Origin of the sequence: Rothia sp. HMSC065B04 (assembly GCF_001812285.1) — a bacterium.
In the GTDB taxonomy this organism is placed as follows: domain Bacteria; phylum Actinomycetota; class Actinomycetes; order Actinomycetales; family Micrococcaceae; genus Rothia; species Rothia mucilaginosa.
Genome location: NZ_KV808407.1, coordinates 1 through 26,195 on the forward strand (window position 1 = coordinate 1; position 26,195 = coordinate 26,195).

General features: G+C 57.4%; 21 protein-coding genes and 1 tRNA gene. 7 read left to right on the forward strand and 15 right to left on the reverse strand.

The features are described 5' to 3' along the window. The first annotated feature begins 208 nt into the window (after nt 1-208). On the forward strand, nt 209-742 hold the full coding sequence (locus HMPREF2845_RS03110) for a GTPase (protein ID WP_246823251.1): 534 nt from the start codon (nt 209-211) through the stop codon (nt 740-742). A 47-nt stretch (nt 743-789) separates the two neighbouring features. Continuing rightward, entirely contained in the window at nt 790-2,223 is a 1,434-nt protein-coding gene (locus tag HMPREF2845_RS03115) for a D-mannonate dehydratase (protein WP_070633871.1), read from the forward strand. 24 nt (nt 2,224-2,247) lie between these two features. On the opposite strand, the gene HMPREF2845_RS03120 is transcribed toward HMPREF2845_RS03115, so the two are convergent. Next, the gene (locus HMPREF2845_RS03120) at nt 2,248-2,880 is read right to left on the reverse strand and encodes a LysE/ArgO family amino acid transporter (RefSeq protein WP_070633872.1); all 633 of its coding nucleotides are present in this window, start codon (nt 2,878-2,880) and stop codon (nt 2,248-2,250) included. Between the two features lie 208 nt (nt 2,881-3,088). Between HMPREF2845_RS03120 and HMPREF2845_RS03125 the strand changes: the two genes are divergently transcribed. Both HMPREF2845_RS03125 and HMPREF2845_RS03130 read left to right on the forward strand, forming a co-directional pair. Further along, complete coding sequence (locus HMPREF2845_RS03125) at nt 3,089-4,006, forward strand: LysR family transcriptional regulator ArgP (protein WP_070633873.1); 918 nt, start codon at nt 3,089-3,091, stop codon at nt 4,004-4,006. Between the two features lie 14 nt (nt 4,007-4,020). After that, nucleotides 4,021-5,016 carry a hypothetical protein gene (locus HMPREF2845_RS03130; protein ID WP_070633874.1) on the forward strand — a complete coding sequence of 332 codons (996 nt, stop codon included), beginning with the start codon at nt 4,021-4,023 and terminating at the stop codon, nt 5,014-5,016. A 134-nt stretch (nt 5,017-5,150) separates the two neighbouring features. On the opposite strand, the gene HMPREF2845_RS03135 is transcribed toward HMPREF2845_RS03130, so the two are convergent. Continuing rightward, nucleotides 5,151-5,465 (reverse strand): cell division protein CrgA, encoded by a 315-nt coding sequence (locus HMPREF2845_RS03135; RefSeq protein ID WP_005507388.1) that lies wholly within the window; start codon nt 5,463-5,465, stop codon nt 5,151-5,153. Between the two features lie 159 nt (nt 5,466-5,624). Between HMPREF2845_RS03135 and HMPREF2845_RS03140 the strand changes: the two genes are divergently transcribed. The 3 genes from HMPREF2845_RS03140 to HMPREF2845_RS03145 are packed head-to-tail and all read left to right on the forward strand — an operon-like array spanning nt 5,625 to nt 7,202. Next, nucleotides 5,625-6,374: a class E sortase gene (locus HMPREF2845_RS03140; RefSeq protein WP_049345744.1), complete on the forward strand. Its 750-nt coding sequence runs from the start codon at nt 5,625-5,627 to the stop codon at nt 6,372-6,374. Between the two features lie 18 nt (nt 6,375-6,392). Next, nucleotides 6,393-6,554, forward strand: coding sequence for a hypothetical protein (locus HMPREF2845_RS09300; RefSeq protein ID WP_005507386.1), 162 nt, complete (start codon nt 6,393-6,395; stop codon nt 6,552-6,554). Nucleotides 6,555-6,569: 15 nt separating this feature from the next. Beyond that, nucleotides 6,570-7,202, forward strand: a complete 633-nt coding sequence (locus HMPREF2845_RS03145) for an aminodeoxychorismate/anthranilate synthase component II (protein WP_049354380.1) — start codon at nt 6,570-6,572, stop codon at nt 7,200-7,202. A gap of 234 nt (nt 7,203-7,436) precedes the next feature. On the opposite strand, the gene pknB is transcribed toward HMPREF2845_RS03145, so the two are convergent. From pknB to HMPREF2845_RS03210, 13 genes are all read right to left on the reverse strand, one after another. Next, on the reverse strand, nt 7,437-9,581 hold the full coding sequence (gene pknB, locus HMPREF2845_RS03150) for a Stk1 family PASTA domain-containing Ser/Thr kinase (protein WP_070633875.1): 2,145 nt from the start codon (nt 9,579-9,581) through the stop codon (nt 7,437-7,439). Between the two features lie 47 nt (nt 9,582-9,628). Then, nucleotides 9,629-11,386 (reverse strand): protein kinase domain-containing protein, encoded by a 1,758-nt coding sequence (locus HMPREF2845_RS03155; protein ID WP_070633876.1) that lies wholly within the window; start codon nt 11,384-11,386, stop codon nt 9,629-9,631. After that, nucleotides 11,383-12,822 (reverse strand): peptidoglycan D,D-transpeptidase FtsI family protein, encoded by a 1,440-nt coding sequence (locus tag HMPREF2845_RS03160; protein WP_070633877.1) that lies wholly within the window; start codon nt 12,820-12,822, stop codon nt 11,383-11,385. The genes HMPREF2845_RS03155 and HMPREF2845_RS03160 overlap by 4 nt, the downstream gene beginning before the upstream one ends. Then, entirely contained in the window at nt 12,815-14,275 is a 1,461-nt protein-coding gene (locus HMPREF2845_RS03165) for an FtsW/RodA/SpoVE family cell cycle protein (protein ID WP_005507381.1), read from the reverse strand. The genes HMPREF2845_RS03160 and HMPREF2845_RS03165 overlap by 8 nt, the downstream gene beginning before the upstream one ends. Further along, nucleotides 14,268-16,055 carry a PP2C family protein-serine/threonine phosphatase gene (locus HMPREF2845_RS03170; RefSeq protein WP_070633878.1) on the reverse strand — a complete coding sequence of 596 codons (1,788 nt, stop codon included), beginning with the start codon at nt 16,053-16,055 and terminating at the stop codon, nt 14,268-14,270. The genes HMPREF2845_RS03165 and HMPREF2845_RS03170 overlap by 8 nt, the downstream gene beginning before the upstream one ends. 3 nt (nt 16,056-16,058) lie before the next feature. Beyond that, the gene (locus HMPREF2845_RS03175) at nt 16,059-16,523 is read right to left on the reverse strand and encodes an FHA domain-containing protein FhaB/FipA (RefSeq protein ID WP_005507379.1); all 465 of its coding nucleotides are present in this window, start codon (nt 16,521-16,523) and stop codon (nt 16,059-16,061) included. Continuing rightward, nucleotides 16,523-17,389: an FhaA domain-containing protein gene (locus HMPREF2845_RS03180; RefSeq protein WP_070616214.1), complete on the reverse strand. Its 867-nt coding sequence runs from the start codon at nt 17,387-17,389 to the stop codon at nt 16,523-16,525. Before HMPREF2845_RS03180 ends, HMPREF2845_RS03175 begins: the two co-directional genes overlap by 1 nt. Before the next feature lie 228 nt (nt 17,390-17,617). Continuing rightward, nucleotides 17,618-17,704: transfer RNA gene (locus HMPREF2845_RS03185), tRNA-Leu, on the reverse strand. 88 nt (nt 17,705-17,792) lie between these two features. After that, on the reverse strand, nt 17,793-18,134 hold the full coding sequence (locus HMPREF2845_RS03190; RefSeq protein ID WP_070633879.1) for a PLDc N-terminal domain-containing protein: 342 nt from the start codon (nt 18,132-18,134) through the stop codon (nt 17,793-17,795). Nucleotides 18,135-18,333: 199 nt separating this feature from the next. Next, on the reverse strand, nt 18,334-19,887 hold the full coding sequence (locus tag HMPREF2845_RS03195; RefSeq protein ID WP_070633880.1) for an alanine/glycine:cation symporter family protein: 1,554 nt from the start codon (nt 19,885-19,887) through the stop codon (nt 18,334-18,336). Between the two features lie 336 nt (nt 19,888-20,223). Further along, nucleotides 20,224-23,574 carry a bifunctional lysylphosphatidylglycerol synthetase/lysine--tRNA ligase LysX gene (gene lysX, locus HMPREF2845_RS03200; protein WP_083308726.1) on the reverse strand — a complete coding sequence of 1,117 codons (3,351 nt, stop codon included), beginning with the start codon at nt 23,572-23,574 and terminating at the stop codon, nt 20,224-20,226. Nucleotides 23,575-23,626: 52 nt separating this feature from the next. Beyond that, nucleotides 23,627-24,979 carry a Na+/H+ antiporter NhaA gene (gene nhaA, locus HMPREF2845_RS03205; RefSeq protein WP_070633882.1) on the reverse strand — a complete coding sequence of 451 codons (1,353 nt, stop codon included), beginning with the start codon at nt 24,977-24,979 and terminating at the stop codon, nt 23,627-23,629. A 243-nt stretch (nt 24,980-25,222) separates the two neighbouring features. Continuing rightward, entirely contained in the window at nt 25,223-25,747 is a 525-nt protein-coding gene (locus tag HMPREF2845_RS03210; protein WP_049341967.1) for a ferritin, read from the reverse strand. Between the last annotated feature and the right edge of the window lie 448 nt (nt 25,748-26,195).

The following is a 26,195-nucleotide window of genomic DNA, read 5'->3' on the forward strand; positions in this document are numbered from 1 at the left end:
TTGCGTTCACTGTATGGTTTTTGGATAACAATCCAATAGGCAATAAAAAGAGCCCGCTTACGCGGGCTCTTTTGCTTTAACAGCTAAAGTTGGAAAAGGGGCAGACCCACGCGGGTCTGCCCCTTTTTTGTACCCTCAGAACCCCATGAATCTACCGGGCCCTCCAGAGAGGAGCGCACTGGGATAGAGTAGAACCATGCAATACCCCATGTTTTCCCACGCACCCGAGCAAATCGATCAGCAGCAACAGGCTAATGAAGAACGGACTGCGGCACTCTACGTAGAGAGCTCGCTGGAGCCTCACGAAGCATGGGCAGCACTCACCGAATACATTCACCTCTGGTGGCCCAGGCAGATCCTACAGAGCGAGGAAAGCCATATAGACCTCTCTACTGAGCTGCTGCTCGAAGAGACAGCAGACGGGGATATTATTCCTGTGGCACGCATTATCCAATGTGAGAATGAAGACGTCCTCACCATCGCACCCTACCCGGGTACATACCTGGGGCGCCTCATGGGAGTAGACGAAGATGCAGAAGAAAGCCTGAGCTTCATCCTGGATGCCCTAGCCCCGGAGACTGCAGAAGGACCGCTATCCCTACTCGAGATCAGTAGCGGCACCTACACAGGTCGTGAGGACGAGGAACTAGGAATCTACGAGGGACACGAAGAAGCGGCTGCGCTACTCATGGGCGCATACGCTCGCTTTATTGGATCTGAGCTCGAGAAAGAAGAACTCTAAAAGGTACATAATCAAAGGGCCTGCTCGACCCTGTAGAGTGGTATGTCATGAGCACACAGGAGCAGAACACCGCACAGCAGAAGGACGCACGCCCCATCTGGGCGCGGCTGCGCACTAAAGCTGTGGCAGAAGAGGCACAACCTCAGCGCTACAGCAAGACTGATGTGCTGAAGCAGAGCAATATCTGGTTCCGCAAACAGGGCGTACCCCTCATCATTCCTGCACGTCAGCGTGCTCTCGATGCGTTCCCCCGCTCCGTACCCTGGATCCTGTGGGCGAGTATCATGCACGTCTGCTATATCTTCCTACGCGATATCCTCATTCTCGTAGTTGATAACGCAAATGGTTCCCTCCCGGAATACATTAAAGCCATCACGACCAACACCGCGCTCAGCGATGAAGTGCTACCCATGCTGGTGCTCGGTGGTATCTTCCTCGTGATGCCGATAATCTCCGGTGTGTTCATTACTCTTGCCCATATACTCATGGTCCGCACCCCGCAGTGGGTTCAAATCACCACGGGTATTCTTACCGTACTTTTTGCCGGCATGCTCTTTGTCGCCAGTGTCTTTGAATCCAGCAGCCTCGACGGCCTCGACTTCGTCTACGACGGTTCCCAAGTATTCCCGCTCATCGTTGTGGGCATCTACCTCGCCATCTTCCTCGGCGTAGACACCATCCTAGGGTGGTCCTTCAAACATGCCATCCACCAGCTCGCCTCCCTGCCACCCATGATTGCGAAAGTACTACCCGTACTCATGGTGTCCGTGCTCTTCATCTTCGTGAACGCAGACCTCTGGAAGCTCGCCAACAGGCTCAGCTTCCCGCGCACCTGGGCTGTTCTGGGGCTCATGGGACTCCTCGCCGTGTTCGTGATCGTCACGACCTCCCTAGAGCGCACAGCGCGCCTTCTGGGCCGCAATAGAGGCGACGACATTGCAAGCTTTACCGAGAACGACTACGAACGCGCCGCGGCCCTCGAAGGGGGAATCTGGAACACCGTCCAAGACTGGGTCGAAGAGAAGAAAATCCTCGAACACCGACCCCTCAAAATTGCGTCCTGGGGCAACCTTATCATCATCCCTATGATTGGGCAGATTATTCAGGCGAGCCTCTTTATGTTGCTCGTCTTCGGGTTCTTCATGGGGTTCTCCTCCATCGCCATTAGCGACACCACCATCGAATCCTGGATGACCGTCAAACCCGAACACCTCAAAATCCTCGGCGTAGACACCAACATCAACGCCGTGGTCATCAAGGTGTCCATGATCGTTGCCGTGTTCTCCGGGCTCAGCTTCGTCGCAACCACCAGTAGCGACGAAAAATACGCCCGAAGCTTCCTCAAACCCATGATCGAGCGAATCAAGCACATCCTGGTTATTCGCGATATCTACCTGGGCCTGCTTACCATGCCCAAAAACGAGGTACTCATAACCCTCGAAGAGGAGAAGAGCGCGGAAAAGGAGACCGACAAGGCATAAAAGGGCTCCTCAGGGGGGTAGAAGCTAGTGGGTCGACAGGTTCATCGTCAGCAGATTGAACACCAGGTATGCCATCAGAAGTGCCGTCGCCCCATCCAAAACACGCCATGCCGAAGGACGCGCAAAGAGCGGACGAAGCAGACGCGAACCGTACCCCAGCCCCAAAAACCAGATAATACTACCGCAGCAGCACCCCAGGTAGTACCACCAACGGCCAGGATCGCCCTGGGCGTTCGCCAGCGAACCCAAAAGAATAGTCGTATCCAACCACGCCAGCGGATTCAAATACGTCACCGCCGCCGTGGTCAGCAGAGCCGCCTTCAACGACTGAGAATCGCCCTCCGCATCATCCACCACGATGGAATGCGGGGTAAACACACGCCGCCCAGCCTCAAAACCAAACCACGCCAAAAACGCCGCACCCACATAACGGAACACCTCAATGAACCACGGTGCCGCATCCAACAGAGCGCCCAGGCCCACCACGCCCAAGCCAATCATCAGAGCATCCGACAGAATGCAGAAAATAATGATTGGGGTAATATGCCGACCCAAAATACCCTGACGCAGCACAAAAGTTCCCTGGGCACCAATAGCCGCCACCAAAGAAATCGTGGTGGTAGCACCCAAAAACAGCAGGGAGAGGGATGCGGACATCGTGAAACTTTCTATGTTGATCAAATGGGGTATGAGCCCGCGTGCGTAGTGGCGGGTAACGACTCTCTTACTACCAGCTTGCCAGGCAAAAGCTCGCGACGCAGGGATGAAGCCTGCGTTAGCTGACGTGTGAAGTGCCAGAGATGAGAATACGGGAAAAAGGACCCTAAATCTATCTAAATATTTTCACACTGCGTAAGATATTCTTATGACACGTTTCAGTACCGACCAGCTCACCACCTTCGCCACCGTCATCGAATACGGCACCTTCGACGCGGCGGCAGATATCCTGCGAGTGAGCCCCTCCGCCATCTCCCAGCGCATCAAAGCCATGGAACAGATTGCCGGAAAAGTCCTGGTACGCCGAAGCAACCCCGTCACCCCCACCGACGCCGGACAAAGCGTACTGCGCATCGCCCGACAAAGCGAATTCCTGCAGCAAGAAATGGAACGCGAACTCATGGGCGCCGGCGGCTTCCAGAGCGTCTCCGTTGCCGTCAATGCCGACTCACTCGCCACCTGGTTCCTCGACGCCGTAGGAACCCTCAGCCGCGAAGACAGCATCTTCTGCGACCTGCGACGAGAAGGCGAATTCCACTCCTCCGCCATGCTCCGATCCGGAGAAGTCATGGCAGTCATCACCTCCAAGCCCGAAAAAATCCCCGGCTGCTCCGTTGAAACCCTCGGAGTGGCACGCTACTGGTGCGTCGCAACCCCCGACTACGTACAGCGATACCTACCCGGCTGGCCCAAGCGCGTAAGCCGCGAAGAGCTCAACCGTGCCCCCGTCGTCGAATACGACCGCAAAGACTTCGTGCAGGACGTAGCGCGAGTCCTCATTGAACAAGAAGTAGGTCTGGAGGCTGAAGAAACCTTCACCCAAAGCCCCACCATCTACATTCCCTCCTCCCCGGACTATGCGCGCGCCGTCAGCGCCGGTATCGCCTGGGGTCTCATTCCCGAAGCGCAATGCGCCGAAGAGCTCGCAAGCGGGCACCTCGTGAAGCTCGCCGCAACCCCCGTAGAATTCCCCCTCTACTGGCAGCGCTGGAACATCAACTCGCCCGTCATGGAAACCGTAACCCGCCGCGTCCACGAAGCGGCACGAGGCGACCTGATCTACTAGAAGAGGATGGCTCCGTGAGCTATATGGAACGCCACCAGGTGGCTCTCTACCTCGCCTCCATGGCCGTGGGAGGTGCCAGCGCGGGGCTGAGTGGGTGGAGCCTAGTTTCTGAGCAGCTCGTGCCCTACGCGCTCGGTGCGCTCCTGTGGACCAACTTCGCTCTCATGCCTCTAGTCGGCATGAGTGTCGGTCAGCATAAGAGGCTCGCTCGCACGGTCGTGCTGGTGGCTACCCTTGGAACCCCGATTCTAGTTGCGCCTCTGGTCTCCCTCTTCATTCCCGAGGGCGGCCCCATTGCTCTAGCCACGGTGATTGTTTTGCTGGCTCCATGCGTGGATTACGTTGTGGTTTTTGCGTGTATTGCTGGAGGGGAATATCGCGGTTTGCTGGCGACAACGCCCTATCTTCTTGGTACCCAAATCGTTTCTATTCCATTCTGGACTAGTGCGTATGCATATATAGGAATATTAGATATTGGGGTGGTGGGAGAAATATTCCCCCTTCCCACCGAAAGCTACCTCAGCTTGGCACCGCTCATCGTGCCCCTGATAGCCGCCTACCTCGTGCAACGCTGGTCAACCCGCTCACCGCAGCGTCAACAAGCCTACGAACGAGTACGCACCATGAGCGATACCGCGATGATTCCCCTCATGTGCCTGCTCCTTGCTCTCATGTGCTCCGCCTACACCCCGGCGGTACTGAACGAAACGCAGCTCATTCCCCGACTCGCCGGACTCTACCTCACCTACGCCATCCTCGCAGGAGGTGCCGCCTGGTGCCTCAGCAAGGTGATGGGACGACCGGAACGCATCTCCGTAACCTTCAGCGCTGTCACCCGCAACGCCCTCATCATCTACCCCGTCGTCGCGCTCTGCGCACAACGCCTGGCACACAACGGGAACCCCGAAGCGAGCCTCATGGGCGCCACCGTACTCACCCAAACCCTCACCGAGCTGCTCATCATGGTCGCCATGACCGCAATCTTCCGAGTAAGAACTAAAGACAGGTAGCGTGCAGGATCTCTAACCCCAGCTCCTGCCAAACAGGCGAAACATACAGAGAGGCGGCCGCCCCACACGGGACGACCGCCTCTCTATAAGCTCTAACGCCTAAGCCCTAGTGCCTAAGTCTTAACGTCTAAGTCTTAACGCCAGCGAGTCATCATCAGCATGCTCACCATCATGGCGCCCACACCAACACTCACATTCCACATACCCAGATCAGGAATCGGGAACAGGCCCTGCGTAATGTAGAAAACAATAATCCACAGAATGCCCACCGCCAACAGCGAGAACATAATCACGCGGTACCACAACGGAGTCTGCTCCTTCAGCTGCGTGCCGCTCTCCATCTCACGAGCAATCTCACGCAGACGCAGCTCGCTCGCATCCTCCACCTCAGACTTAGCAGACTTCTGAGACTTCTTCTTGGACGATGCCTTAGCCGAGTTGGTCGACATACTTCCTCCGCTTATTGTTGTATGGGTAACCTAAAAATATATGTTCACACCTATCTTTGCAGACTTACGGGATGATTTCACCTTCTCCCCGCGTTGAAAGATAAGGAACGCCACCCGGCGCCCAAGAACATACATAACCCAGAAGACAAAGGAGACCGCATGAGTCAAGGAACGGCACCCACCGCAGAGCGCCGCCCCCGCAGCGTGCTGCACTGGGTCATCCAGATTACAGGCGAACTCCTCATCACCATCGGAGTCGTACTGCTCCTCTTCGTCGCATGGCAGCTTTGGTGGACCAACATCGACGCCGACCGCACCCAATCCCAAGCCGTCAGCACCCTCGTTCAGGAGTTCGACTCCAATCCCGGCGAACCCGTCCCAGACTGGGACCCCAACACCCCTCCCGCCGGTCTGAGCGAACCCGGCCACGGTGAAGTCTTCGGCGTCGTCTACATCCCCAAGTTCGGATCCGACTACCAGCGCCCCGCAACCCAGGGCACCAGCTCCGACGTGCTTGACTCCCTCGGCCTCGGCCACTACGAAGGAAGCGCCATGCCCGGCCAGGTCGGCAATTTCTCCCTCGCAGGACACCGCCAAACCCGCGGCAAAGTCCTCAACGACATCGACCTGCTCACCGAAGGCGACCACATCTACGTGCGCACCAAAGACGGCTACTACACCTACACCGTCTACAGCCACGAAATCGTGCAGCCCGACCAGGTAGAAGTCATCGAACCCGTCCCCGGACAGCCCGGCGTAGCACCCACCGAGCGCCTCCTGACGCTCACCACCTGCCACCCGCGCTACGGTGACACCGAACGATACATTGTCCACGCCCGCCTCGAATCCTGGCGGCCCGCCGCAGCCGGAGCGCCCGCAGAAATTGCCGCCTCCGTCGCAAAATCCTAAATCTGAGAGGAAAAGCAGATGTACGCATGGATTTTCCGCCACCTCCCCGGCCCCCTGTGGGTTCGCATCATTATCGCCATCGTGCTGATACTCGCCGTAGTCTACCTGCTCATGGAATTCGTCTTCCCCCACTTCGCAGAGTACGGCCCCTTCAACCTGAACGTCACCATCAACCATTAGCGCTAAGGACGTGCCATGACCCGCATCCTTGTTATCGACAACTACGACAGCTTCGTCTTCACCCTCGTCGGCTACATCCAGCAGCTCGGCGCTGAAACCACCGTCATCCGTAACGACGAATACGAACTCGACGAAGTCATCAAGCTCGCCGAAGAACACGACGGCGTGCTCGTCTCTCCCGGCCCCGGTGCCCCCGCAGAGGCAGGCGTCATCATCGACACCATCCGCTGGGCCGCGGAAGCGAAGAAGCCGCTGCTGGGCGTCTGCCTGGGCCACCAGGCTATTGCTGAGGCATTCGGCGGCACCGTCACCCACGCCCCCGAGCTGATGCACGGCAAGACCTCGCAGCTGGTGCACGATAACGTCTCCGTGTTCAAGGACGTGCCCTGCCCCTTCACCGCGACCCGCTACCACTCCCTGGCGGTTGTACCCGAAACCATGCCCGACGTCCTGGAAACCACCTCCACGACCGACAACGGCATCATCATGGGCCTGCGCCACCGTGAAGCCCCCATGCACGGCGTGCAGTTCCACCCCGAATCGGTCCTGACCGAAAGCGGATACCTCATGCTCGGCAACTGGCTCGAAGAAACCGGCCTGCAGGGCGCCGCAGAACGCTCTAAGAGCCTCTCACCCCTCATGGCCTAGCCCTTCTAGCCTTTAGAGCCCTCAGTGGCTTATATCGCCTCCAGAAGCCCCGTAGCAGTCACGCTACAGGGAAGCTGGAGGCGATAGCTCTATCTGGCCCGTAGCCGCGAGCAAGCCCCGGTACACGAACAAAGCACACAGACAGACACACGGGCAGATACACGAAAGGGGCGGCGCCCCACACCCAACGGTGTGGAGCGCCGCCCCTTTATCGTAGCTAGCCGCTAGAACCCCTTAGCGGGCATTCGCGTTAGCGTTTGCGTTGTTCGCATTGGCATTGGTATTCGCGTTATTACCCTGAATCGTACGGGTACCCGCAGCAGTGGACGCAGCCGGTGCCGGAGTAGCCGTAGCGGTAGAACGCTGCTGATTATTCGCTGCCGCAGTCGGCTGAGTAGTAGCTGCCGCAGTCGGCTGAGTAGCGGTAGAACGCTGCTGGTTCTGGTTACCAGTGGTAGCGTTCTGGTTACCGGTCGCTGCCGCAGGCTGAGTAGCCGCAGTAGTTGGAGCGGTCGTCTGAGTCGGAGTAGCAGCCACACGGATCGTCACAGTGCTGTTCTGAGCCACCAGAGTACCCGCTGCAGAGCTCTGCGAAAGCACAGTGCCCGCAGGACGCTCGTTAGTCTGAACAGTCTCGATGTTGGTGTTCAGCAGAACATCCTGAGCGGTCAGAGCAGCAATCGCCTGATCCTTGGTCAGACCCACCAGCGAGGGGACCTTCACCTTACCGGAAGACAGGACAATGTTCACGGTGCTACCAGCCTCAACGGTCTGAGCGCCCTTATCATCGGTCGAGCCCTTCTCCGGGGACAGCTCCACAACCATACCGGCAGGAACGGAAGCGCTCTCCACAGTGGAGACGCGGCCATCCACCAGACCCAGGTCCTTCAGAGCGTTACGGACATACGCCTCACTCTGACCCTGCAGGTTATCCGGTAGCTTGACCTTCTCCGGACCGCTCGAAACAGTCACAACCACGGTCGAGCCCTTATTAACCGTAGAACCGACACCCGGCTCAACGTTGATAACGTCGCCCTTCTTGATGTTGTCCGAGTAGCCCTGACGGTACTCCACCACGAAGCCTCGGTTACGTAGCTGGTTATCGGCATCATCGCGGGAAACATTCACCACAGCCGGAACCTGAACCTGCGGAACCTCATTGAGCTTGTTCTGGTAGTACAGAACCGAGCCGACACTGAAAACCAGCAGAGCCACAATCAGAGTACCCACAAGGAAACGAACCCACGCACGCTTACGCGGCGAAGACTCATCGTACTCTGCGTACTCCTCATCGTCGTACAGTTCCTCATCGTCTTCATACTCGAAGAAGCCGTTGAGGCCGCCATCCTCCACCGAAGCCTCAGTAATCGAGGTGGTGTACGGGGCGTAATCCTCACCCAGGGAAGCAGTAGTCGCCGAAGGAACAAAAGCAGTAGTCATCGCTGCATCCTGCACCACGGTCTCTTCACCCGGGCGAACAACCGACACCAGAGCCTGAGCGAACTCAGCCGCGCTCTGATAACGCTCATCCGGGTTCTTCGCCAGACCCTTCAGAATCACAGCATCCAGACCAGCAGGAACCTCAAGCGGGGTGAACTTGCTCGGAGGCTCAGGGGCATCCGAAAGATGCTTAGCCGCGAGATCAACATTCGACTCAGCGTCAAACGGAGAACGACCAGCAATCATCTCGTAAATCACGCAAGCAGCAGAGTACAGGTCGCTACGGGCGTCAACTTCCTTGCCGCTCACTTGCTCAGGGGACATGTAGCGTGCGCTACCCATCACCACATTAGCCTTGGTCAGCGCCTCGCCAGCTTCCTCAATGGCACGGGAAATACCGAAATCCATGACCTTAATCTGGCCCGGCTGACCCTTAGCGATATCCTCGCTGGTACGCTCCAGCACCATAATATTCGCCGGCTTAATATCGCGGTGAATGATGCCCATCGAGTGGCTGTACTGCAAAGCACCCAGCAGCTGCTCGGAATAACCCAAAGCATCACGGACCGGCAGATGACCGCCACGGGACAGAATGGAACGCAGAGTATGACCCTCCACGTACTCCATCACGATATAAGGAATAGCGGTGCCCTCTTCCGAAGAAGCAGACTCCCCGCCACCCTGCGAAGGGTTATACGAACCGGTGTCATAGACAGCAACAATCGCAGGATTGTTCAGAGACGCCACAGCCTCCGCCTCACGCTTAAAGCGTGCGCGGAACGTATCGTCCTGGGCCTGCTCCGGGCGCAGAATCTTAAGCGCAACCTTGCGGCCGAGGCGAGTATCCTCAGCAGCATAAACGGTTGCCATCGCACCGGTACCGATTACCTCGAGTACCTTGTAACGGTTATCAACCGTGTCGGGAACCGACAGGTCCATAAGTTCTCCTGGATCACTAAGACTAAAACTAAATCAAAATGTAGGGGCTAACGCGCCGACGCAGAAGCGGAAGCAGAAGCCGACGCAGACGGTGCAGCAGAAGCGCTCGCACTCGAACCCCTACCCGAACTGGAAGAGGCCACATACATGTCTACATTACTACCAACCGTAACCTTGGTGCCAGATGAGGGGGTAGTACGAAGCACCGTACCGGGGGCCGCAGTGTCCGAATTCTCATAATGCAGAGAAACATTCACACCCAAAGCGGCAACAGCCTTCGACGCCTCATCAACGTTCTTACCCTCAAGATTCGACGGCAAAGTCACCGACTTCGGACCGGTCGAATAGCGAACAGTCACGCTATTACCCTGCTCCAAAGTACCCGTCGGAGAAACCGAAATCACCGTGTTCTCCGGCTGAGTAGACTCAACACCCTCAGTCTTGGGGGACAGACCAAGGTTCTTCAGCTCGTTCACTGCGTCCTGCAGCTCGCGACCCTCATAGTTAATCGCGTTGACGGTCACCTTCTGCTTTGCAGCACGGGCAGAAGCAGACTCAGTCGGCTCCACCGTAGAAACGGTACCCGTGTTCGTCGGAACAACAGACGAAGAAGCGCTCGGAACCGGATCAGTCGAACCGCCACCATTATTGGAGGAGAGGACTGTCCAAATACCGCCAGCGATCAGCACGATTGCCAGAAGCAGAGCAACCCACATCCACACGTTCGGGCCACGCTTAGCCGGAGGGGCAACAGCAGCCTTCACACGACCCGAAGCCGGACGCATGGTCTGCGCACCCGTACGAGGAATAGGCGCCGTCGTCGGCTCCGGCGAGAAACGACCACCAGAACCAAAACGCGGAGTAGCAGAAGCGCTAATCGGCTCCGCCGCCACATCCATCGCAGTCATAGCGACAGTACCGTCGTCAGCATTCTCCTCAGCCAAGAACTGAGCCAAAGAAGGAACAGCCTTCACCGCTGCCTTCAGATCGCGGCGACGAATCGCATCCACCGCAGAAGCCAGAGCGGTCGCATCCTTAGGACGCTGAGCCGGGTCCTTCGCCAACAAGCACATAATCAGCGCACGAGCAGGAGCCGGGATGGTCTCCGGAAGCGGCGGCGGCGGATCATTCACCTGAGCCAACGCAATCGCAATCTGCGACTCACCCGTAAACGGACGACGACCCACCAGGCACTCATAACCAATAATGCCCAACGAGTACATATCCGAAGATGCGGTAGCAGCCTGACCGGTTGCCTGCTCCGGCGCCAAATACTGGGCGGTGCCCATCACCTGGCCGGTAGCCGTCAACGGCACCTGATTAGCCAGACGAGCAATACCGAAATCAGTCACCTTCACGCGATCATCCGGGGTGATGATAAGGTTACCCGGCTTCACGTCACGGTGCACCAGACCCTGCGAATGAGCCGCAGCCAACGCGCGAGCGGTCTGAGCAATGAAGTTCAGAACACGGTCCGGCGGCAGGGTAGTCTCGTGCTCGATAATGCTCGAGAGCGGATTACCCGGCACCAGCTCCATGACCAGGTACGCGGAGTTGTCCTCCTCGCCGTAGTCGAAAACGTTCGCTACACCGGGGTGGTTCAACAACGCCGTATTACGGGCCTCAGCGCGGAAACGCTCCAAGAAGCCCGGGTCACCGGTGTACTCCTCCTTGAGGATCTTGACCGCAACGATGCGTCCAAGCACCTTGTCGCGAGCTTTCCACACCTCGCCCATACCGCCAATCGCGATACGTTCGGTTAGGGTGTAGCGCCCGCCCAAAGTGATATCAGCCGCAGGCCTCACTTGTTCAACACCGCCTCAAAGAGTTGCTTACTAGTACTGGTTGCCAACTGGGCACCGGTCGCCACATCAATATCCTCATAAACCACAGCAATCGCAATCTGAGGATCATCAGCCGGAGCAAAACCGGTAAACCAAGAATTATTCAAACCTGCCGTAGTCTCCGCGGTACCGGTCTTACCCGCCACCTTCACACCGGGGACACCAGCATTGCGTGCAATACCATTATCAACCGCATTCACCATCCACTGCTTCACCTGGTTAGCAATTTCAGGGCTAGTGGACGTACGCAGCTTCTCAGGAGAGAACTCCTGCAAAGTGCTCAGGTTGCTGGTCTTCACCGAACGAATCAGGTTCGGCTTCATCTGCACGCCGCCATTCGCAATCGCCGCAGAAGTCATCGCCACCTGCAACGGAGTGGTCTTCACGTCGTACTGACCAATCGCCGACTGGGCCAACTGGCTCTGCGTCAGATTCGACGGGAAAGACGACTTAGAAACCGTCAAAGGAATCTTCAAATCATGGCCGTAACCAAAATTCTCAGCGGTCTTCGCGATACGCTCCTGACCCAAATCCATCGCAATCTGCGCAAACGGCGTATTACAGGACTGAGCCAAAGCCCACTCAATTGTCGCCTGAGTGCGGGTTCCACACTGGCCGCCAGTATAGTTCGGCAGGCTAATGTTCGTACCCGGCAGAGGCAATTGGGCGGGATTCGCAATGACCGAAGACGCGTTGTACTTGCCGGATTCCAGCGCCGCCACCGCATCAATAATCTTGAAGGTCGAACCCGGCGAATAAGTATTACCGGCAATCGCACGGTTAAACAGGGGGCTGTCCTCATCAGAAGTCAGCGCCTGATAATTCGCCAAAACCGAAGAGCTCGTATGAGCCGACAGAAGATTCGGGTCATAGGACGGCGAAGAAGCCATCGCCAGAATCTCACCGGTCTTCGGGTTCATCGCCACCACAGCACCCTTACGGCCCTGCAGAGCGTTGTAGGCAATATCCTGAAGCTTCGAATTGATCGTCAGCTCCACGCTGGCGCCCTGTGCGGAAGAACCGCTAAACAGCTGCGCCACACGGTCGTAGAACTGGCTATCGCTCGTACCTGCAAGCTCCTTATCGAGTGCAGCCTCCAGGCCGGTCGCGCCATAAATCGTGGAGAAATAACCCGTCAGAGCCGCATACTTGAGCGGGTGGTTATACACACGCTGGTAGTTGTACTCATCATCGGACTTCACCGACGAAGCAATCTCCGTACCGTCAACCACAATCGAACCACGTGCCGAACCGTAATTGTCGTAGAGCGCTCGAGAATTCCACTGATTATTCATCAGCGTCTTCGAATCGAAGAACTGAATATAGCTGAGGGTACCCATCAGCAGGACAAACACGCACGCGGCAGACATCCACATGCGGCGAATAGCCCTATCCATTCTTCTCACCTCCAGAATCCTTAGCCGTAATACGCGCCAGAACGCTAGTAGCACCCTCCGGCTCGTAGCTAGTGTCCGCATGGTCAATACCCTGCGGCGCATCATAACCAGCCACCAGGTGAGGTGCGCGGGCACTATGAGAAATAGACAACCACAGCGCCACAATAATCCAGTTAGCCACCAACGAGGAGCCACCGGCAGACATGAAAGGAGTCGTCAGACCAGTCAGCGGAATCAAACGAGTCACGCCGCCAATCACCACGAACAGCTGCAAAACCATGACCGTAGACAGGCCGGCAGCCAACAGCTTGCCGAAACCATCACGAGTACCCAACGCTGCACGGTAACCGCGCGAAACCAGGAGCATGAACATCATCAGGATGGCGCCCAGACCCACCAAGCCCAGCTCCTCACCCAACGAAGAAATAATCATGTCCGAATTAGCGTACGGGACGAGGTTCGCGCGGCCCTGGCCCCAACCGCGGCCAAAAAGACCGCCGTAAGCCAGACCAAAAACGCCCTGCAGAATCTGACCCGAACCGCCAGGAGACGCCTGGTAAATCTCCGGATCAAAAGCATGCACCCACGCATAAATACGGGCGTGCACGTGCGAGACATAGTGGTACGCGAAATAGCCGCCCACAGCCATACCGATACCCGCAACCACCAGCCACGAAATACGGCCGGTCGACAGGTACAGCATCGCCATGAACAGGCCAAAGAACATAATTGCCGAACCAAGATCCTTCTGGAACACCAGAACACCCAGGCTCACAATCCACGCCAAGAACACCGGCGCCAAATCACGCAGACGCGGCAGATTGATAGGGCCGATGCGGCGGCCAGCCACCAGAATCAGGTCACGGTGCGTCGCCAAATAGCCGGCGAAGAAAATCGCCAAAGTAATCTTCGCGACCTCACCCGGCTGGAACGTTCGGTTACCGATATGAATCCAAATACGAGCACCATTGAGCTCCATACCCAGACCCGGAACCAGCGGCATGATAAGCAGGATCATCGACAGCACCAGGGAGGTGTACGTGACCTTACGCAGCAGGCGGTAATCCCTGAGCACGAACACGATAATCGCGCACAGCACCATCGACACGCCGGTCCACATCAGCTGACCGTCACCCACTGGAGCCGCAATCTGCGGATCCAGGCGATAAATCATGGTCAAACCAATGCCGTTCAGAGCCACCACCAGCGGCAGAATAAACGGATCAGCATAACGCGCACGGAACTGCATGACCAGGTGAATAAGAAGAGCACCGGCACCCAGCACCACCGTGCACGGCAGCCACTGGCTCTTCGACGTATCAAAAGCATGCTCCGGATCAATCAGGTACATGCCGAACGAGCTGATACCTACCGCCAAAACCAGCAGGAAAAGCTCCGTGAAACGGCGTGCACGAGGCGCATCCGACTCACGACGGAACGAGAACTTAGCCATTGTTCTCACCGCCTACCGCAGCAGGAGCCTCCGAAGAAGCCGGCTCAGGAGCCGGGGATGCCGAATCAGAGCTCGGTGCCCCAGAGCTCGGAGCCTCACTGGGAGCCTCAGAGCTCGGGGAAGCAGATGCCGAGGCAGACGCAGATGCCGAGGCAGACGCGGAAGCAGACGCAGCGGCCTGTTCCGCCTTCTCACGAGACTGATCTGCCTGAGTCTTCAAACGAGTCACAATCTGGTGCGCATCATCCAGGTCCTTCGCCGTAATCGCATTACGCAACAAAGAACGCGTATGATCGCTCAACTCACTCGTAGGAATATCGGTATTCTCCACCACGTGAGAAAGACGAATCGGACCCAACGCATGCGGAATACCGTTGTACACCGCAACCGTGCCGTCACTCTCACCCACATAGTAGCTACGCTCCACATAGCGCAGACCGGTCCACGCAGCCAGCGTCACAATAGCCGCAACCAGCAGAGTAATGAACAGGCGAATCGACCACGACCGCGGACGCGAACGCTCAACAGTATCCTCAGCGATCAGCTCCTCCAGCTCAGCCGGCAAGGTCGCCTCATCAGACTCAACCTTCAAAGGCACACGCTGAGCCACCGTCGCACGATGCTCCAGGGTACGCGAAGTCACCGCCGGAATCATGCCGGTCTCAGTAGCCACCGAAGCGGCACCAACCAGCTGATGCGGGCGGGAACCCAATTCGCTACGCAAGATCGCAGCATTCGTAAGAGCCGCATCCACGGCGTTATCGTACGTACCGATATGGTGACGCACCGCCCCAGAACCACTGTGCAACAGGGTTCCAGAGAAGTCACGAGCACGACGGAAACGGCGCAACGACCGACGATGAGGCTCCTCAGAGTCCTCATCATGGTGCGCACCCAAAATAGCCTCAGCAGCCTCAGCCGTAGCAGCAACCTCGGGAAGCTTCTGAGTATTCGTGCTGACCTCCTGCTCCGCCACAATCGAATCAGGCAGAGCAGACTCAGGCAGGCTCGAAGGACCCACCGGCTCATCCACCGGCAGAACCTCACGGTCAATCACCTGCAGGGACACAACCGTCACGTTATCCGGAGCGCCACGTTCCAAAGTCATCGCAATCAGAGTGTCAGCAATCTCAGACAGATCATCAGTAGAACGCATCACCTGCTCAATCTCCGACAGGGACACCACAGCATCCAAACCGTCCGAAGAGAGCACCCAGCGCTCGCCGGGAACAGCGTCCAGAGTCTTCAACTCCAGCTCGGGGGACGCATCAACATCACCCAGAACGCGCATAATCACGTTCTTATGGGGGTGGTTCTCCGCCTCCTGCGGGGTAATACGACCCTCATTGAGCAAGCGCTGCACAAACGTATGGTCAGTAGAAATCTGCTCAAACTCACCATCAGCGCCCGGACGCAGACGATACGCACGTGAGTCACCAATATGGGCGAACTCAATGCAATCACCATCAATCAGCAGGGCAGTACAGGTCGTGCCCATGCCCGCCAGCTGCGGATCATTCGCCGCCAGCTCATTAATGATCAAGTTCGCGCTCTGAATCTCATCAGCCAGATAGACGCCGCCAGCACCATCCTCAAAATCGGGGTGATCGAGGGGAGTCAAATTCAAAACCGTCGTAGCCGACGCGACATCGCCGCCCACGTGGCCGCCCATGCCATCAGCAACGACAGCAAGGAAACGACCACCGTAGCCGGAGTCATCATTCTTCGAGCGTTTCAGACCCGTATCAGAGCGGGCCTCAAAACGAAAAGCAATCTTCATACACTAGCCCCTCAACTGCATGGTGGTACCGCCAACGCGGAAATCATCACCGGGCTCAATCGGGGTCGCACGAGTCAGACGCTCGCCATTGACGAACGTACCATTAGTAGAATTCAAATCCTCAAGGAACCAACGGGAACCCTGAGGGAACAGGCGCGCATGGCGGCCCGAGGCGTAATCATCCTGCAGGGACACCTCAATGTCATTAGCGCGGCCAATAGTAATCGGGTGGTCCCCCAGCTGCATCATCGCGCCAGCCTGCGCACCGGCAGTAATCACAAGCTGCGAAGGACGAGTCGGCGGAGGCGCAATATGGGTAGCCTCCGGAACCGCATCAACCGGTGCCGCACGATAGTTCTTACCCAAACCAAGGTCACGGCGAGCCGCCGAAACCACCAGGAAAACAAAGAACCAAATCAGAGCTAGAAAAGCGTAACGAAGGATAGTAACGGTCAATTCAGACGCCATTAACGGACACCTCCGGTCGAACTATGGAAGATGATGCGGGTATTACCCATGCGAAGCAGCGAACCGTTCGCCAGCACCACCGGCGCACGCAGAGGCGCACCATTAATCAACGTGCCGTTGGTAGAACCCATATCGGTGGCGACCACCGCACCACCCTGCATCGAAAGCTGCAGGTGACGGCGAGAAACACCCTTATCGTCCAGACGAAAATCAGCATCAGAACCGCGACCCAGCACAAACGGCAGGTGGTTCACCGGGTGCATGCGACCCTCAATCTCCAAGAAGAAACGGGGAGCACCCGCCGCGGGGGACGCTACAGGCATGTTCAGGCGAGGCGCAGGAGCCTGCTGAGGCGCAGGGCTGGGTGCAGGCTGAGCCGGCTGAGCAGCCGGCTTCGTAATGCGGGTCGGCAAAGAAGACTCACGCGGCGGACGCACCGGCGCGTAGTTAGTGGCGCCGCGCAGAGACGGGGATGCCGGAGCCTCCGGTACAGAGAACGGCTCGAAAGTCGCAACAACCTCAAACTCGCCCTCAGAGAGAGAATCAAGAACGTTGAACGTCACGCGAACCGCGCCAATGAGGGTGTAACCCTGCGCGCGGGCGTGCGAAATCGCCAAATCGCACAGCTCAACAGCGAACGGGTTGCCCCACTCGCGAACGCGAGGGAAATCAACCGGTGCGAAACGGAGAGTATAGACATTAGGAGCCATAGTGCGGCCACTGCCGTCCACGTAGGACTCGTCATCCATCATGATGCGGACGCGGTTAGCGACATCCGCCTTCGCAAAGGTGCCGAAGCCCTTGGAAAGGCCGACAGTGCGGCCGATGCCTTGCTCCAGCTTGCCCAGCTTGTCGAAAAACTTCATGCCGCCTCCTTCTCAACGACCATTCCGAGCAACAGACCGCGCAAACGGTCTTTATCCGAAAGGCTCAGTTTAACGAGCGTGTCTGTGCGTTAGCTGTGTGTCCTGTGAATGAACACACCCGGTTCTATTTTAGGTGATGCACTCGCCATCGCTCTGGAACCCCGTCATTTAGCGGGGAATTGGTTATGGATATGAAAAAATCCCCGGTTCTTTCGAACCGGGGATCGTTGGTGCGCGAGGGGGGAGTTGAACCCCCACGCCCTCACGGGCACACGGACCTGAACCGTGCGCGTCTGCCTATTCCGCCACTCGCGCATGTGTCTTACGGTGTATCACCGCAGGCAACACATAAAACTATACGGACTGTATGCGGTGCTGTCCAATTGAGAGAGTGTGACCTTCGTTACTTAGAGGTGGTGGAGGGTTCAGAAAGAGCCTCCGAGGCGCTATTGGGGGCACTACCGGACACTCCACCGGAAGTAGCCGCATCGGACGCAACCGCGGAACCCCGCGCCATACGCTCGTTTTCGGCACGCTCCCGATCAATGCGTTCCAGACGCGCGCGCAACAACCACGTCACCGGACCCACATACGGCAGGCACAGCACCAGCAGAAGCCACTTCAGCTTCTGCACCTCCGAAAAATGCGGGTTCCGATGAATCGTCACCAAGCACAATAGCGCCAACGCAATACCAGCCAGAAACACGACCGTGACCACCAGCTCCAGTACGGCACGCCAATCCATAAACCCTCCTAATATCCTTCCTAAGCATACAGACCCGGAGGAATCCGCAAGCCCTCAGGGTAGTTCAAGGAGGCGTTCAGAGCCTACCCCGATGGGCAGCCCCATACGCCCCTCAAGCACGCAAAAGGGCCCGCCCCGCAACACAGCAGGACGGACCCTCCACAAAGCCTTACACAGAAACCTGCGTGTAGCTTACAAACTAGCGGCTAGCCTTCTTCGCGGCACGACGCTCAGCAGCCTTCGCATCATACTCAGCCCAGAACTCACGGGTAGTCACCGCATCAGTACCATCCCACGCCGCAAGATTCTTCAACTCAGGCATATCCGAAGCCTTGAAAATCGGCTCCAAACCAGCCTTACGCTGAGCCTCATAGTTCTTCAACACCGCAACAACCTGCGGAGTCATCAACAGAACCGCCGTCAAGTTCACAATCACCATGCCGGCATTCAGCATATCCGCGGTAGTCCACACCAGATCCAGCGAAGAAATCGCACCGAAGAACACGAATACCAGAACCAGTGCACGGAAAATATTCATCGGCAGCTTACGCTCAGTCACGAAACGCATATTCGACTCGCCGTAGTAGTAGTTACCAATCACAGTCGAGAACGCAAACATGAAAATCGCGATAGTCAGGAAGTGCACCGCCCAATCGCCCAGCTGCATAGCCAGCGCCGACTGAGTCAGCGACGCACCACGCGAACGATCACCATAAGTCGGGTTCGACAGCAGAACAATAAACGCAGTCACAGTACACGCCATCATGGTGTCAAAGTAAACACCCAGGGTCTGCACGTAACCCTGCTTAGCCGGGTGAGAAATAGTAGCGGTCGCACCAGCGTTCGGAGCAGTACCCATACCCGCCTCATTAGTCAGCAGGCCACGCTTCATACCCCAAATCACGGCGCCCATGGTACCGCCGGTCACGAACTCCTTAATGCCGAAAGCACCCTGGAAAATCATCAGCAGCATGTTCGGGACCTCAGTGATGTTCAGCAGAACAACCAGCAGACCCAGCAGCAGATACAGCACCGCCATAATCGGCACCAGCCACTCAGTCACCGAAGAAATCGCGCGAATACCACCGAAAATAATAGCCGCAGTCAGCGCCACCATAATCAGACCAATAGTGATGCGGAAGCCCATCGAGTTAGTACCCGAAACGTCAATATTGAACGAGTTCGCCGCAGCATCCACCACAGCATTCGTCTGAACCGCCACAAACACAAACGCGTAAGTGATCACAATGAACGCCACGAAGATATAACCCATCCAACGAGCATTCAGACCGCGCTTCATGTAGTACGCCGGACCACCAATATAGGAATCCTTACCGCGCTCCTTATACAGCTGACCCAGAAGGGACTCCGCGAAAGCAGAAGCTGCACCAACAGCAGCAATAACCCACATCCAGAACACAGCACCCGGGCCGCCCATAGCAATAGCCAAAGCAACACCCGCAACAGTACCGGTACCCACACGAGAAGCCGCCGAAACAGTAAACGCACGGAACGAAGAAATACTCTTCTTACCGTCAGCCTCACGAGCAACCGGGTCACCCAGGACACGAACCATTTCCTTAATGGAGCGCCACTGTACGCCGCGGGTACGAATCGTAATGTACAGACCAGCAGCAATCAGAGCGTAGTAGAGGAAATTACTCCACATCCAGTTCTGCACGGCATCCACGGTGGAAGTCAGTTCCGCAGTCTGCGTATTAATGTCCCCGATGATATTCAGAAGAAAATCCACTCGGCACTCCAATCTTGAAAGCAAAAAGCCCGCACGCTCAAAGCCGAAAGACGGACAACGTGTGGGCTACATTGCTGGGTGGCGCGGACTCAAAGCCGCGTAACGGAGGCACATACGCTCCGTATGATTAGTCACCTCATTGTGTCGGGTACGTCCCCCGCTCGGCAACTTAAAAAGGGGCCCAAGCCAAAATGTAACGAATACTTAATATATGGGCAGAGTAAATATAGACTCCGTGGGGGTGTTGACGGCACCGGCAGGGCGGGCACAAAAAGCCCGGCACAAGGTACAAAACCTCGCACCGGGCTTAGCGGAGAAGCGGGGGTATCAGTCGGGCTACGAACGCTCAGGCTTCACAAACGGGAACGACAACACCCCACGAATCTGAGTCTGAGCCAACAGCATCACCAGACGGTCCACGCCCAGACCCAAACCACCCGTCGGCGGCATACCCGTCTCCAAGGCGTAAAGGAAATCCTCATCCACCTCCATCGCCTCCATGTCACCCGAAGCCGCCTTCAACGACTGCTCCGTCAGACGCTCACGCTGCACCAGCGGATCCGCTAGCTCCGAGTAGGCACAGCCCATCTCCATGCCGTTGATCACCAAATCCCAACGCTCCGCCAAACCCGGAACACTACGATGCGGCGCCGCAAGCGGACTCGTCTCCGCAGGGAAATCCGTATAGAACGTCGGCTCCACCGTATGCGCCTCAACCAGCTCACCATACAGCTCCTCAACGATGGCTCCCGGGCCCATACCCTCATGAACACGCACACCGTGCTGCTGTGCCAGGGCAAGTAGCTCCTCAAAATCCGTCTGCACATCCACGCGGCGACCCAGTGCCTCCGACAGAGCATCACACACCGACACCACACGCCACGGCGCTGAAACATCCGTTACCACGCGCTCGCTCGAAGCCTTACGACCCAGCGGCAAAGACACCGAACCAAACACCGCCTGAGCGGCATCCTTAATCAGACGCTCCGTCAACTCACGCATCTGCACATAATCCGCATACGGACGATACGCCTCAAGCACCGTAAACTCCGGATTATGGGTCGCATCAGCACCCTCATTGCGGAAATCACGACCCAGCTCATACACCGGACCGCTACCGCCCACCACCAGGCGCTTCAGGTACAGCTCCGGCGCAATACGCAGCGTCAGATCCTCACCGTACGCATTGATATACGTGCGGAACGGGTGCGCGCTCGCGCCACCGTGCACCGTATGCAGAATCGGGGTCTCCACCTCAAGGAAGCCCTCCGCATCCAGGCGGGCACGCAGTGCCTTAATCACCGCGGTACGCAGGCGCAGATTCTGCATCTGGTCCGGATGCACCAACAGGTCTGTGGAACGGCGACGCAGGCGCGCCTCCGGGTCAGTAAAGGAGTCGAAGGGGATGGGGTGCAGGCTCTTCGACGCCATGTACCAGGAGGCGGCAATCAGCGATGGAGTGCCGTTACGGCTCACCCCGTAAGTGCCCTGCACGATGATGATGTCGCCGGTATCCAGGTTGCGGGAGGCGAGGCTCAACGGGCGCTCGCCCACCAGGCTGCGTTCCATGACGACCTGAAGAGTTTCGCCACCCTCAATCAGGGTCGCAAAGAGGACTCCACCGTGGTTGCGAAGCGCGCGAATACGCCCCGAAACCATGAATTCTGAATTTGGAATATTTTCAGAAGAGAATATACGCAGGGCATCCTTCACGCCCAGAATAGGCGCACCATTACTGCGTATCTCACCACCCAGCGGATACGGATCCATGCCCGCCGCACGCAGCGCCTCCAGATGGCGCAGACGGTGCTGAGTCTGATCGCTACGCGACACCTCAGGAAGCTCTTCCACAGCAGATACCTGCAACTGGCGAAGAGCCTCCAACTCATCTGCAGAAAGAACCTGCTCCTGATCCTGCAAACGGCGCGCCGACAAATTCGGTAAAAAGCCCTCCGCCATACCCGACGCAACCACAACATTCGCCATCGCCAACGTCGGCTCCGTCGCCAAAAAACGAGGAACCCACAGCGGGGCAAACTTCAGATTGAAACGATACAGGCGGCGCAACTGCAGAAAACGATCCAGCACACCCAAAGAGCGGGAAGCAAAACGGTTCCACGCCGACGCACCCACCTGATCAGCAGCCTCAAAAATATGGCCAAACATCGCAAAATTCAGCGACACCCGACGCACACCCAAAGACGCCACCTGCTCCATCAGCGACGCCACCATAAACTCCACCACACCATTAGGTGCCTCGGGGGAACGGCGCATAACATCCAGAGACAGTCCCGTAGGACCCCACGGAACGAACGACAGCAGAGCCACCATCTGACCCGCCTCATCATGAGCCGACACCAGAACAGACGAAGAATCCGCCGGATCATTCACACGGTTCAGAGCCATCGAAAAACCGCGCTCCACGCGGCCATGACGCCACGCCGAAATATTCTCCGCAACCTGCTGACGCTGCTGCTCATCCAGCTCCGCAAAGCGACGCATCTGCGCCGTGTACCCGCCACGGCGCACACGCTGAACCGCTTGACGCACCGGTAGCATCGACGTGTCATTGAGCGTGAAACGGTCCGCCTCAAGGACCGCCTCCTCACCCATCTGAATAATCGACAAACCCGCACGGTTATAGGCGCGCGCACCCGCCTCACTCACGCTCAGCGCCGCAGGAACCCAACCATAGCTACGCGCCTGCAGCATCCACTGCTCAATGGCGGCATCCCACGAATCAGGGTCACCCACCGGGTCGCTCGACGCCAAACACACCGAACCCACCGAACGGTACGTAATAGCCGCCTTCTGATCCGGAGAGAAAATCACCTGCTTATCGCGACGCGTCGCAAAATAGGAGAGTGAATCATTGGCGCCATACTGCTGCAGCAGAGCGCGAATCTTCAGCTCCTTCTCACCGGTCCAGGCGTCCGGGGCACGGTAGCCGCGCGCCAACAGGTACAGCGCCGCAACCAGCGAAGCACCGTAACCAAAAGAAGCCAAGAAAGCCACCACGTCGGCAGCCCACACACCGGGATGCGTACGCTCAATACCCATGCCGTGCATGAGTAGCTCCCACGGGGTGATGAAACGCAGCGGCTCCCACACACCAATACGGCAGAGGTACCAGAGCACCAGGGTAGTCAGCAGAATACCGCCAGCCGCCGTAGCAGCCGCCCCCGCCCACGAGAGGCGACCAATGCGCGCCGGGAACGCTGAACGAATCGAGAAAAGGAACGGCACCAGCACACACGCAAACACGATGGAGAGAGTATCGACCGTCGAGGAGAAAATACGGTCCTTCGGCATAATCCCCGCGGGGAACGCCAGCGTGAAAGCGCTATGGGTCGCAATCAGTGCGCCCAGCACCTGGAAAACGATGGCTGCAATGAGGGCAGCGCGCTTGCGCACAATCAGTCCGGAAACCAGCACAATCATCGTAATGGCGCTGGGCAGAGTATGCGTGGAGGGAATATTCAGCAGGTCAGCGGTGACTTCCCACCAGGTGAAGCCGCGACCGCGCCGCAGAGGAGAGATAACCCACGCAAACGTGGTCAGAAGCGCGGCAAAAGAATACACCCCGATAACCACGCGTGCTGATATCTCTGCATACCTTGAGGGAGGCGCAGGCGCCTGCCCTGCTCGTGCTGTACGGCGACGTGAGGTAGTGCGGTGAGACATCATGATCAGCGAGGAATCGGGGTGTAGAGAAGGTAGTAGACCTTAGAGGTTCTGGCTAGGCTTCAGCCTTCGGGTCACGGTAGGTGCCCTCGAAGACATCGGGGATGCCATTGTCGTCAGCATCCACGGTTTCCTTCTCGGCTAGGGCGCGGTAGTGCTTGTTGCGGCGAGACAGGATAGCCGCACCCACAATGGCAGCCAGAACAGAGCCGACGAGAATCGCAATCTTTGCGTCTTCGGTGTGCGGGGAACCGTGCGGGAAGGAGAGCTCAGCCACCAGCAGGGACACGGTGAAACCGATACCACCGGTTGCAGCCAGACCGACCACGTCAATCCAGGCGATATCCGGGTCGAGGTTAGCGTTCTTGAAGCGGGTCACGAGCCAGGTGGTGCCGAAAATACCGATGGTCTTACCGGCAACTAGCGCAACCATAATGCCGACCGCCACGGAGTCGGTGAGGGCGCGTCCGAGGCCTTCAAAACCGCCCACAGCCACACCCGCGCTGAAGAATGCGAAAATCGGCACGCAGATGCCGGTAGAGAGGGGACGGAATCGGTGCTCCAGCACCTCTGCAAGACCGTGTTCAGCCTGTGCCGCCTCAGAGCGAGCGGACATCTTCACGGGCACCAGGAAGCCGAGAACCACACCAGAAATGGTGGCGTGAATACCGGACTCGAGGAAGAGTGCCCAGGTGATAATACCCAGGGGCAGAAGCAGCAGCCAGGCAGCCAGCGGCTTCAGGTGCAGCATGGTCTCACCGCGGTAGGCAATGAACGCGAAAAGAGCGAGGGGAATGAGCGCGAAGAGCAGGTACTCGCCGTGGAAGTTATTGGTGTAGAAGATCGCGATAATGCAGATTGCAATCAGGTCATCGACCACAGCCAGAGTCAGCAGGAAGACACGCATCGCCGAGGGGAGGAAAGTACCCACGGCAGCGAGAACAGACACCGCAAACGCAATATCGGTTGCGGTGGGGATTGCCCAGCCGTGCAGAGCGGTGGGGCTGGTGAAGTTCAGCGCCGTGTAGATAATCGCGGGCACTGCCACGCCACCGAAGGCGGCCGCAATCGGCACAATAGCGGTGGAGGGCGACTTGAGGTCACCAATCACGAATTCCTTCTTCAGCTCCAGGCCGGTGAGGAAGAAGAAAACGACGAGCAGACCGTCTGCTGCCCAGGTTCCGATGCTCATCTGCAGGTGGTTGAAGCCGGGGATGACCGGGCCAACAACGGTGTCTCGCAGACCAAAATAGAAGGTGGATGCGGGGGTGTTGGCGAGTACTACTGCCAGCACCGTCGCAATCAGAAGTACGGTACCGCCGACTGATTCTGCACGCAGAATGTCGGCTACGCGGCGTGAGTTGCTATATGAGCCGCGGCTGAGGGTATCTGGATTGGTGTGAGTCATTCTCTCCTCTTTCTGCCGCGATATTATGCGGCATCTAAGGCTTTTAAGTTTACTCTGCACTGTATGAGTATTCGAGTAGCTTCTGGCGGCTTTTAGCTCATGGGCGGTGCACCGCGGTGTGCTTTCATGGCGTATATACATAAACGTTCCGCCCTCCCCACGGCGTGTGGGGAGGGCGGAACGTTTAATATTTTGCAGATATTCTGCGTGGTCGACTAGGTGTCTAGCCGCCTGAACGCAAGATTAGGAACCAGCGATTGCGGGTGCGCCGGACTCCTGGCCGTGGTCGTGTGCCAGCTCGCGTGCAACGTAGTTCTCCAGGTCGAAGAGGTTGCCGTTTGCGCGCTTCACGATGGTCACCAGGGTCTCCATGGTTGCAACTTCCTCAACCTGTTCCTTCAGGAACCAGAGGATGAACTGCTCGCCCAGTGCGTAGTTCTCAGCGCGTGCTGCGGAGAACAGGGCCTCGATCTGACCGGTGACAGCCTTCTCCTGTGCCAGGGACATGTCAACGATTTCCTGAACGTTCTCGAAGTCGTTCTTGACAGCGGGAACAGCGGGGATCTCGACCTTGTGGCCGCGGTCCAGCTTGTACTGAACCATCATGAGTGCGTGCTCGCGCTCTTCGAGGGACTGCTGGTAGAAGAACTTAGCCAGCTGGGGCAGGTCCTCACCGTCGAGCCAGATAGCCATGGACAGGTACTGGTGGGATGCAGCGAACTCGTGGCCGATCTGCTCGTTCAGAAGGTCGTAGAAAGACTTAGACATATGGTTTCTCCTTATATGGTGGTTGCTTTTGGGTGCCGGGATGGCGCGGTGCAACCTGTTGATATTTATCGTAAGGGGTGGGGTGCGTCATGTACAGAGAGAAAAGGCTAATCGGTGAATCAGATAAGGTACCCCTGACATATTGTCACCACAACCCTTAGTGTGGATGCCCTGAATACTTTCTTTGGATTGAGTGGTATTGGGTGCGTTTCCTTGAGATTTCGCGGTTTAAAGCGGCATTAGATACCCCAACATCCCGCGTACATGCATGATGCTCCGGCGCCCGACAGCCGGTCATCCGACATTTCAAAGCGGTACGTGATACCGCAAAAATTTTTTAAAATTCTTCGCATGTATCGATGCCCGGGGCAACTTTAGGCGGTTTTAAGGTTCATGCGTACCGCAGTGCTCGCGACTGCAAGAGCCTATTTAAGAAATCTATTAAAGA